This window comes from Pseudomonas sp. NPDC089407, assembly GCF_044900445.1.
Lineage (GTDB): Bacteria > Pseudomonadota > Gammaproteobacteria > Pseudomonadales > Pseudomonadaceae > Aquipseudomonas.
Window position 1 is genome coordinate 54854 of sequence record NZ_JBJDNB010000039.1, and the last position, 9407, is coordinate 64260.

Below are 9407 nucleotides of genomic sequence, written 5' to 3' on the forward strand. Positions count from 1 at the left end.
CGCGACACAAGGCCGCTCCTACAGGGATTGCATTTGCAGGATCGCTTCTATTAGTCAGCGCGGCTTGCGCAGCGCTGCATGCTGGGGGTTGAAGGTAAGGATCGCCAGCAGCGTGAACAGCGCAGTCAACCCCAGGCAAACCGCCAGTGCCAGCAGGTTCAGCCGTTCATACAATGCAAACCGCACCAGTTCCACGGCATGGGTAAACGGGTTCACCGCGCACAGCCAGTACAGCCACTCGCTGGCTTCGCGCATCTTCCACAGCGGGTACAGCGCCGAAGACAGGAAAAACAGCGGGAAGATCACGAAATTCATTACCCCGGCAAAATTCTCCAACTGGCGGATGGCATTCGACAGCAACAAGCCCAGGGCGCTGAGCATGAAAGCCACCAGCAGCAACGCCGGCAGTGCCAGCAGCAACCCCGCAGCCGGTGGCTGCACGCCGTACACCCAGGCGATGGCCAGGAAGGCATACACCTGCAGCAGTGAAATCAGCGAGGTCGCCAGCAGCTTGCTACCCAGCAGGAACGGCCGCGGTAAAGGGCTGGTCAGCAGCACGCGCATGCTACCCATCTCGCGGTCATAAACCATCGACAACGACCCCTGCATGCCGTTGAACAGCAGGATCATGCAGGCCAGGCCGGGGATGATGTACACCTCGTAGGGGATGTAGGTGGTGTAGGGTTCGATGATCGCGATGCCCAGCGCTGCGCGAAAGCCGGCGGCGAACACCAGCAACCACAGCAGCGGGCGTACCAAAGCACTGAGCAGGCGCGTGCGTTGCAACACGAAGCGCAGCCATTCGCGCAGCATGATGCCGTTGAAACATTGCCAGTAAGCGTTCATCGGGCATGGGCTCCTGTGGGCGCGCTGGTCAGGCGGGCAAAGGCGCTGTCGAGGTCGCCGCCGTGCTCCAGGCTCAGCGCATCGGCGGTGCCGCTAGCCACCAGGCGACCCTGATGGAGGATCAGCAGGTCGTCGCTGGGTTGTACTTCGTCCAGCAGGTGGGTGGCCCACAGCACGCTTAGCTGCTGCTCGCGGCACAGCCGCCGCAGGTGCTGGTTGAGTGCCAGGCGGCTGGCCGGGTCGAGGCCGACACTGGCTTCGTCGAGCAGCAGCAGGCGCGGTTCGTGCAGCAGCGCGCGGGCAATTTCCACCCGCCGGCGATGGCCGATGTTCAGCTCGCGCACGCGATCATGGCGGCGTTCGCCCAGGCCCTGGCGAGCCAGTTCGGCCTCGACCCGCTGGCTGCTCTGGCGCCGCGACAAACCATGCAACGCGGCGTGGTAGCGCAGGTTCTGCTCGACGCTCAGGTCCAGGTCCAGGGTGCTTTGCTGAAACACCACGCCCAGCTGGCGCAGGGCCGTGCGCGGGGCGTCGCGCAGCGAGCAGCCGCACACGCGGATGTCGCCCTGCTGCACGTCGTACAGGCGGGTAAGCAGAGCGATCAAGGTCGACTTGCCGGCGCCGTTGGGGCCCAGCAGCGCGGCGAAGCGCCCGGGCGCGAGACTGAAGCCGACCTGCTTGAGCGCTTCACGCGGGCCATAGGCGAAGCTCACGCCAGTGACTTCGAGGGCGTTCATGGTGTTACCACCACACCCCAAGGGTAGCGCCCGACCTTCACCGACTTGAGCACTTTCAGGGTTTTTGCGTCAATCACCGACACGTCGCCGCTGACCCCGTTGGTCGCCAGCAACTGGCTCTGATTCGGGGTGAACGCCAGCTGCCAGACCCGCCGCCCGACCAACAGGTAGTCAAGCACCTCAAAGGTTTTGGCATCAATCACCGCCACATGGTTGGCCGGGCCGAGGGCGACGAAGGCGTACTTGCCATCGGCGCTGAGCTTGATGCCCACCGGCTGGACCTTGTCCGGGTGCACGCCCTTGATCTGGAAGTTCAGGGTTTTCAGCACCTGGCGCGTGGCCACGTCGAGGATGGTCACCGTGCCGCCGATTTCCGCCGAGGCCCACAGTTTTGTTCCGTCCTGGTTGAACTCGACAAAGCGCGGGCGCTGATCGACCAGGGTGCTGTCGGCCAGGGTCTGGGTGCTGGTGTCGATCCAGTGCAGCATGTTGGTGGTTTCACTGGTGTTGACCGCCCACTTGCCGTCGGGGCTGACCGCCATGCCTTCGGGCTCGATGCCGACATCGATCTGCCCCAGCACCTTGTCGGTCACGGTGTCGATCACCGTCACCAGCGCGTCGTCTTCGTTGGACACGTACAGCCAGCGGTCGTTGGGGTGCAGGGCGAACTGCTCGGGGTCTTTGCCGGAGGGCAGCTCCTTCATGATCTTGCGCGTGGCCACGTCCATCACCTGTACCCGGTCGGAATCGCTGGCGCAGATGTACAGCAGCTTGTTGTCATGCGACAGCAGCAGGCCACGCGGGCGCTGGCCCACCGGCAGGGTATCGGTGACCTGCAGGGTCTGCATGTCGATCAGGCTGAGGCTGTTGTCCTTTTCGTTGGACACCCAGGCGGTGGCGGCCACGGCGTGGCCGCTGGCCAGCGCCAGGGCGCCCGTCAGCAGGCTGGGGTAAAGCAGGGCCCGAGGGAAGAGGGGGCGGCACATGGCGAATTCCTTGTTGTTGTGGTGGTCGGCTCAGGGGTAGCTGCAGGTCACTTCGGGCTTGTCATAGCCCAGGCTGTCCATTTCGTTGAAGGGGTGCAGGAAGCCTTCCTGTGGCGAGGTGCTGACCAAGGCCCGCGGTTGCACCAGCGGGATCGGTTGGCGCAGTTCGCCGTTCCAAGGCCGGTAACTGAGCTTGCGGCCCTTGAAACCGTCCAGCGGCAACTGCTCGCTCAGCAACAGTTGCTGCACCGCGCGCGGCTCGGCCTGGCGCAGCTTGCTGACCGCACTGGCGACGCTGCGCACGGCCATCCAGGCAGCAAAGTCGCGGTCGTTCATCCAGCGCCCGGCCTGGGCTTCGAAGCGCTTTTGCAGCTGCGCCGCACCAAAGGTTTCCACGGTCTTGTGCCAGCCAGTGGGGGTCATCCCCTGGGTGCCGGCCACCGGGCGCGGGTACCAGGTCTGGTAGGGCAGGTATTCGCCAAAGTCGCCGCGCTCGTCGGCCACCAGCACCACGTCGTATTCGGCGGTTTGCGTGAACAGCGGCATGTCGGCCTGGGCGCTGCGGCGCTGGTCGTTGTCGAAGGTCCAGGTTTTTTCCGCCACCAGTTGTACCCCAAAGCGCTTCACCGAACGGCGCAGGGCGGCGGCGTAGGCCCGGTCGTCTTCGGTCTGGCCGACCACCAGCAAGGCCCGTTGCCATTTGCGCAGCACCAGGAACTGCACCAAAGCATCGGCCAGCATGGCCCGGCCCGGCAGGCTGTGCAGCACATTGCCCAGGCACTGGTTGCTGCGCAGGCTGTCGTCGGGGCTGCCGGCATTGAACAGCAGGCTGTCGGGCAGCGCGGCAGACAGCGCGCGCAGGCTGGTGGCCGGGGCATTCACCACGAACAGGCGCAGGCCCTGGTCGTGCTGGGCCTTGGCCGCCTGCAGCAAGGCCTCGGGGCTGTCGACGCTGGCGCTGGCCAGCTGGAACTGCTGCTTCAGGAAGCGCCCGGTGCTATTGCTGTCGACAATCGCCAGTTCGGCGCCTTGCAGCCCGGCATCGTCGGGTTCGGGGATGACAGTGGACAGCAGCGGGCCCGGGTCGGGGCGGTAGCCCAGGTAGCCAATGCGCACTTGCAACGGCTCAGCAGCCTGGCCTGGTGCGGCGGGTGCGACAGCAGCCGCAAACGTCGCAGCCAAGGCCAGCAGGCAGGTCAGGGCAAGGTGGGCAGGCTGGCGCATATCACACTCCACGGCAGATGGCGCCAGCATAGGAAGCGCGTCGGCAACGGGAAATATGCAGAAAGTACCGCCCGGGCGGTACCAAGGTAGTAAATTCGCGCGGCTGCTGCGGTTTTACGATGGACCGCAGCGCCCCTGAAGAGAACCGCCATGCGCCTCATCAACCTGCCTGCGCTATGGCGCATCAACCTTTGGGTCACTGGCTGCTTCGCCCTGCTGACAGTGGCCTGTGCCGGGGTGCTGCTGCACCAGGCGGTGGCCGACGTCGAGCGTGAGCTGCAGTCTGCCGAAGCCGTGGTGACCTACCTTGCCGACAGCACCGCGCGCGACCCGGCCAGCCTGCAACCGAGCCTGACGCAGAACCTGCGCCATGTACGGGTGCACTGGCTGGCAGCGGGGCAGGCAGCGCCAGAGCCAGGCCAAGCCGGGATCGATGCCTGGCTGGGCCACCAGCTGTTCGGCGAGCCCCACCGCAGTGGCCGGCTGCTGGAGCTGAGTGATGGGCGCCGGGTGTTGATAGCCGTGGATGCGCGCGATGAAATCGACGAAGTCTGGGACTCGTTGCAGCAACTGATTAGCCTGTGCGGGCTGGCGTTGTTGTTGAGCCTGGTGACCATTCGCTGGGCCGTGCACCGGGCCATGGGTTTGCTGGATGAGCTGTTGGGGGCATTGCGCCAGGTTTCGGCCGGGCAACTGACGGCGCGCCTGCGCGAGGCCGGGCTGCCGGAAGCGCGCCAGTTGGCGGAGCACTTCAACCGCATGGCCGCAAACCTGGAGCAGGCCCGTGCCGACAATACCCAACTGACCCAGGCCCTGCTGGCGGTACAGGAGCAGGAACGTACCCGGCTGGCGCAGACCCTGCACGACGATCTCGGGCAATACCTGGCCGGTATCCGCGCCCAGGGCTGCTTGCTGCGCTTGGCTGCCGACCAGCCCGCGGTGGTCGAGCAGACAGCGCAGGCGCTGGAGCTTAACTGCGAGCGTTTGCAGCAAGGCTTTCGAGCGCTGGTGCATGACTTGTATCCGGTAGCGCTGCAGCACATGCCGCTGGCCGAAGCCTTCGGTGTGTTGGTCAGCCAGTGGCAGGCCAGCCAGGGTATCGATTGTCGCCTGCGGGTGGGCGAGCATCTGCCAGCGTTGCCCGGGCCGAGCAGGACGCATTTGTACCGGCTGCTGCAGGAGGCGCTGACCAACGTCGCCCGGCATGCCGGTGCCAGCCAGGTGCGGGTGCGCCTGCAGCGTAGCGCCAAGGGGTTGCGCCTGTGGGTGCGTGACAATGGCTGCGGTGCGCAGCAACCCCAGCGCCCCGGGGTTGGCCTGCACTCGATGGCCGAACGCGCCCGTAGCCTGGGCGGTGACTTACGCATCCTCAGCCGCCCGGGTGGCGGCTGGGCGCTGGCCCTGAACATTCCCAAGGAGCTGTGATGAATATCGTATTGGTCGATGACCATGCCGTGGTGCGCCAGGGCTATGCCAGCCTGTTGCGGGCGGTGTTGCCGACCATGCAGGTGCGCGAGGCCGCCAGTGGTGAAGAGGCGCTGGCCCGGGTGCAGGAACAGGTGCCTAACCTGGTGATCATGGACTTTGGCCTGCCGGGCATCAGCGGGCTGGAAACCACCCGCCGCCTGCGCCAGCGCCTGCCGCAGCTACGGGTGTTGTTCTTCAGCATGCACGACGAGCTGCCGCTGGTGCGCCAGGCGCTGGAGGCAGGGGCTTCGGGCTACCTGACCAAGAACTCGGCGCCCGAGGTACTGATCGAGGCGGTGCAGCGCGTGCTGGCCGGGCATGCCTACATAGAGCAGCCATTGGCTACGCAGTTGGCCTGCAACGCACCCCAAGGCGAAAGCGACCCGCGTCTGCAGCGCATGACCCAGCGTGAACTGGAGATTTTCACCATGCTGGCCAAGGGTACCCCGGCGCGAGTGATTGCCGAGCAGCTGTGCATCAGTGCCAAGACCGTGTCCAACCACCTGACCTTGCTCAAGAGCAAGCTGCAGGTCAGCTCGCAAGCCGAGCTGGTGCATGTGGGGATTGACCTCGGGTTGGTGCGGGTGGCGGGGTAGCGTTCCGGCCGTTCGCTCATGGCTTCAGCAAGGCTGCAAGGGCCCTGCATCGAAAGCGCCTGAAGCAGCAAATCATGAAATTTTACATAGCTGGCTAATCAAAGCTTTGACATTCACTGCCTAGGCAGTAATATTTTTACACAATTACCCGAGCAGTCACCGATGGCCCACTTCTCTCCCGAAAACTTCCAGACCTGCGCCATCGGCATGCTGCTTGGCCGCGCGGCGATCCTGAAGGATCGCATTCTCGACTGGCACCTCGAGTCAGAGGGCGTCACCGCCGCGCAGTTCAAGGTGTTGATCATCGTTACCCAGTACCAGGTGGATACACCGGCCGAGCTGTGCCGCTACCTGGGCCTGGACAGCGGCTCGATTACCCGCATGCTCGACCGCCTCGAGCAGAAGGAACTGATCGTGCGCAACCGCTGCGCCGACGACCGCCGCCAGGTGCGCCTGGCGCTTAGCGCCGACGGCCAGCGCCTGGCCGACCGCCTGCCGGAAATCGGCGCCGCCGCCATGAACGAATTGTGCGGCGTGCTGGCCCCAGAAGAGCTGGAGACCTTGGAAGGCCTGCTGGCCAAGGTCCTGCTCGCGGCTGGCGACCCGTTGACGATCCGCCGTTTCGGCGACCGTTGATCCCTGTCACGAATTATCCAAGGTATTGTCATGGCCACTCCCGCAGACACCCCGACTCCCACCGCAGCACCCGAGCCGTCGCGTAAGCGCAAGGCCTGGCTGCTAGGCCTGCTGTTGCTGGTGGTCCTTGCCGCTATCGGCACCTGGGCCTGGTACAGCCTGGTCGGCCGCTGGCACGAAAGCACTGACGACGCCTACGTGAACGGCAACGTGGTGGAGATCACCCCGTTGGTCACCGGCACCGTCACCAGCATTGGCGCCGATGACGGCGACCTGGTGCATGCCGGCCAGGTGCTGCTGCAATTCGACCCGGCCGACAGCGAAGTGGCCCTGCAGTCCGCCGAAGCCAAGCTGGCGCGCAGCGTGCGCCAGGTGCGTGGGCTGTACAGCAACGTCGATTCGCTCAAGGCCCAGCTGGAAACCCGTCAGGCCGAACTGCGCAAGGCTCAGCAGGACTTTAACCGGCGCAAGGTGCTGGCCGACAGCGGCGCGATTGCCGCCGAAGAGCTGTCCCATGCCCGCGATGACCTGAGCGTGGCCCAGGCTGCCGTGAACAGCGCGCGCCAGCAGCTCAGCACCAGCAGTGCGCTGGTCGACGACACCGTGGTGTCCTCGCACCCCGAGGTCATGGCCGCTGCCGCCGACCTGCGTCAGGCCTACCTCGACCACGCCCGCACCACGCTGGTGGCGCCGGTTACCGGCTACGTTGCCAAGCGCACCGTGCAACTGGGCCAGCGCCTGCAGCCGGGCACCGCGACCATGGCCGTGATCCCGCTGGACCAGGTGTGGATCGACGCCAACTTCAAGGAAACCCAGTTGCGTGACATGCGCATCGGCCAGCCGGTTGAAATCAGCGCCGACCTGTACGGCGGCGAGGTCAAGTACAGCGGCACGGTCGACAGCCTTGGCGCCGGCACCGGCAGCGCCTTCGCCCTGTTGCCGGCGCAGAACGCCACCGGCAACTGGATCAAGATTGTCCAGCGGGTACCGGTGCGTATTCACCTGAGCCCCGAGCAACTCAAGGACCACCCGCTGCGCATTGGCCTGTCCACCGTGGTGGAAGTCGACCTGCACGACCAGAGCGGCCCGACGCTGGCCCAGCAGCCACCGCAGAAAGCCAGCTACACCACCCAGGTGTATGACCGCCAACTGGTCGAGGCCGACAACCTGATTGCCCAGCTGATTCATGAAAACAGCGCACCTGGCAAGACGGCGCAGCGATGAGCAACAACGCCGCTGCCCAGTTCACGCCGCCAAGCCTGCTGCTGACTACCATCGGCCTGTCGCTGGCGACATTCATGCAGGTGCTCGACACCACCATTGCCAACGTGGCCTTGCCGACCATTTCCGGCAACCTGGGGGTGAGCTACGAGCAGGGCACCTGGGTCATCACTTCGTTTGCGGTGAGCAACGCCATCGCCTTGCCGCTGACCGGCTGGCTAAGCCGGCGTTTTGGTGAGGTGAAGCTGTTCATCTGGGCCACGCTGCTGTTCGTGCTGGCGTCGTTCTTGTGCGGTATTGCCCAGTCGATGCCGGAGCTGGTCGGCTTTCGTGTGCTGCAAGGTGTCGTTGCCGGGCCGTTGTACCCTATGACCCAGACGTTGCTGATTGCCGTCTACCCCCCGGCGAAACGGGGGATGGCCCTGGCATTGCTGGCGATGGTCACGGTGGTGGCGCCGATTGCCGGGCCGATTCTGGGTGGCTGGATCACTGACAGTTACAGCTGGCCATGGATTTTCTTCATCAACATACCGATCGGCCTGTTCGCCGCTGCCGTGGTGCGCCAGCAGATGCGCACGCGGCCGGTGGTCACCAGCCGCCAGCCGATGGACTACATCGGCCTGCTGACGCTGATTGTCGGCGTGGGTGCGTTGCAGGTGGTACTGGACAAAGGCAACGACCTGGACTGGTTCGAGTCGTCGTTCATCATTGTTGGCAGCTTGATTTCGGTGGTGTTCCTGGCGGTGTTCGTGATCTGGGAGCTGACCGACCGCCACCCGGTGGTCAACCTGCGCCTGTTTGTGCACCGTAACTTCCGCGTTGGCACCATTGTGCTGGTCGGGGGCTATGCGGGGTTCTTCGGAATCAACCTGATCCTGCCGCAATGGTTGCAGACGCAGATGGGGTACACCGCGACCTGGGCAGGCCTGGCGGTCGCGCCTATCGGCTTGCTGCCGGTGATCATGTCGCCGTTCGTGGGCAAGTATGCGCACCGTTTCGACCTGCGGGTGCTGGCGGGGCTGGCGTTCCTGGCGATCGGTACCAGCTGCTACATGCGGGCCGGGTTCACCAGTGAGGTGGACTTCCAGCATGTGGCGTTGGTGCAGTTGTTCATGGGGATTGGTGTGGCGCTGTTCTTTATGCCGACCCTGAGCATCCTGTTGTCTGACCTGCCGCCGCACCAGATTGCCGACGGTTCGGGGTTGGCGACCTTCCTGCGGACGTTGGGCGGGAGTTTTGCGGCCTCGTTGACGACGTGGATCTGGATTCGGCGGGCGGACCAGCATCATGCCTACCTGAGTGAGAACATCAGCCAGTTCGACCCGGCGACGCGGCATACGCTTGAGCAGCTGGGCGGGGCCAGCCCGCAGAGTTATGCGCAGCTGGAGCAGATACTCAACGGGCAGGCCTACATGATGTCCACGGTGGACTACTTCACCTTGATGACCTGGGTGTTTGCCGGGTTGATCCTGTTGGTGTGGTTTGCCAAACCACCGTTTACCGCCAAGGCGGGGCCGGCGTCGGCGGGGCATTGATGCAGGATGGAAGCAGCATCTGACAGCGATGCTCTTGCTCTTGCTCTTGCTTCTAAGCGCGCGGTAGTCCAGGCGACACAGATTGCGACTTCAGGAGGCCGAGCGAAGGGCTTGCGGAGGGAGGTGACGGGCATGGATGCCCGTCAAGCGCTGAGGCCC

Annotated in this window: 9 protein-coding genes; 5 read left to right on the forward strand and 4 right to left on the reverse strand. The window is 64.9% G+C overall.

Features of this window, described 5'->3' with window-relative positions; all coding sequences use genetic code 11:
• Positions 1-54 precede the first annotated feature (54 nt).
• The 4 genes from ACI2KG_RS24655 to ACI2KG_RS24670 are packed head-to-tail and all read right to left on the reverse strand — an operon-like array spanning position 55 to position 3793.
• Positions 55-846, reverse strand: a complete 792-nt coding sequence (locus ACI2KG_RS24655) for an ABC transporter permease (RefSeq protein ID WP_404663626.1) — start codon at positions 844-846, stop codon at positions 55-57.
• On the reverse strand, positions 843-1583 hold the full coding sequence (locus ACI2KG_RS24660) for an ABC transporter ATP-binding protein (protein WP_404663627.1): 741 nt from the start codon (positions 1581-1583) through the stop codon (positions 843-845). The genes ACI2KG_RS24655 and ACI2KG_RS24660 overlap by 4 nt, the downstream gene beginning before the upstream one ends.
• Entirely contained in the window at positions 1580-2569 is a 990-nt protein-coding gene (locus tag ACI2KG_RS24665) for a YVTN family beta-propeller repeat protein (RefSeq protein WP_404663628.1), read from the reverse strand. Before ACI2KG_RS24665 ends, ACI2KG_RS24660 begins: the two co-directional genes overlap by 4 nt.
• Before the next feature lie 30 nt (positions 2570-2599).
• Positions 2600-3793 (reverse strand): ABC transporter substrate-binding protein, encoded by a 1194-nt coding sequence (locus tag ACI2KG_RS24670; protein ID WP_404663629.1) that lies wholly within the window; start codon positions 3791-3793, stop codon positions 2600-2602.
• 150 nt (positions 3794-3943) lie between these two features.
• On the opposite strand from ACI2KG_RS24670, the gene ACI2KG_RS24675 reads away from it, so the two are divergent.
• The 5 genes from ACI2KG_RS24675 (at position 3944) to ACI2KG_RS24695 (ending at position 9248) form a co-directional block, all read left to right on the forward strand.
• Positions 3944-5218 carry a histidine kinase gene (locus ACI2KG_RS24675; RefSeq protein ID WP_404663630.1) on the forward strand — a complete coding sequence of 425 codons (1275 nt, stop codon included), beginning with the start codon at positions 3944-3946 and terminating at the stop codon, positions 5216-5218.
• Positions 5218-5856 carry a response regulator gene (locus ACI2KG_RS24680; RefSeq protein ID WP_404663631.1) on the forward strand — a complete coding sequence of 213 codons (639 nt, stop codon included), beginning with the start codon at positions 5218-5220 and terminating at the stop codon, positions 5854-5856. Before ACI2KG_RS24675 ends, ACI2KG_RS24680 begins: the two co-directional genes overlap by 1 nt.
• Positions 5857-6018: 162 nt before the next feature.
• Entirely contained in the window at positions 6019-6492 is a 474-nt protein-coding gene (locus tag ACI2KG_RS24685; RefSeq protein WP_404663632.1) for a MarR family winged helix-turn-helix transcriptional regulator, read from the forward strand.
• A 30-nt stretch (positions 6493-6522) separates the two neighbouring features.
• Positions 6523-7716: an efflux RND transporter periplasmic adaptor subunit gene (locus ACI2KG_RS24690; protein WP_404663633.1), complete on the forward strand. Its 1194-nt coding sequence runs from the start codon at positions 6523-6525 to the stop codon at positions 7714-7716.
• The gene (locus tag ACI2KG_RS24695) at positions 7713-9248 is read left to right on the forward strand and encodes a DHA2 family efflux MFS transporter permease subunit (protein ID WP_400622471.1); all 1536 of its coding nucleotides are present in this window, start codon (positions 7713-7715) and stop codon (positions 9246-9248) included. Before ACI2KG_RS24690 ends, ACI2KG_RS24695 begins: the two co-directional genes overlap by 4 nt.
• Positions 9249-9407: the final 159 nt, after the last annotated feature.